1 protein-coding gene is annotated in these 478 nt (G+C 59.0%); it reads right to left on the bottom strand.

Translation table 11 applies throughout. The features are described from left to right. Positions 1-478, bottom strand: a 478-nt coding sequence (locus EOA86_RS37985) for a cyclic nucleotide-binding domain-containing protein (RefSeq protein WP_164892477.1), incomplete at both ends; no start/stop codon positions are given.

The raw sequence follows: 478 nt of genomic DNA, 5'->3' as shown, positions 1-478 counted from the left end.
GGCCGATAGCACCGCTGCAAGATCTTCGGCCATTTCGGGCCGGTTGAGGAGCAGAGGCGCGAAGCTTTGCTGGTCAATCTCGTAAACCACGACGTGGTTCATTGCGCGCAATGTCGAGGTCTCGCCGATGCCGGCTAGCAGACCCGTCTCTCCAAAAAAATCGCCGGGAGCGAGGTGCCCGACCTCCTGCGGATGGGCGTCATCGCCGTGTTCTCGAACAATGATGCCCGCTCGAACAATCATGAGAGACGGCAGCATCTCTCCCTGTCGCACTATGATGTCGCCCTTGCGATAGGTCCGCACCGTAACCGTTGCCGCGAGGGCTTCTTTTTCGTCGTCCTTCAATGCCGAGAATATCGGTATCGCATCTATAAGCTTGATCGGCGTGACTTGCGGTAGATTCGCCGTGTCTTCGCTGGGCAGGTCACTCATGAGAATCGAGGAGGAGGGCGGCGTCGCCAGCAGCAAACCCGCGGAC

The organism is Mesorhizobium sp. M5C.F.Ca.IN.020.32.2.1, assembly GCF_004023105.1.
GTDB classification, from domain to species: domain Bacteria; phylum Pseudomonadota; class Alphaproteobacteria; order Rhizobiales; family Rhizobiaceae; genus Mesorhizobium; species Mesorhizobium wenxiniae.
The sequence above is the reverse complement of the archived record's forward strand: the minus strand, read 5'-3'. Positions and strand labels throughout refer to the sequence as shown.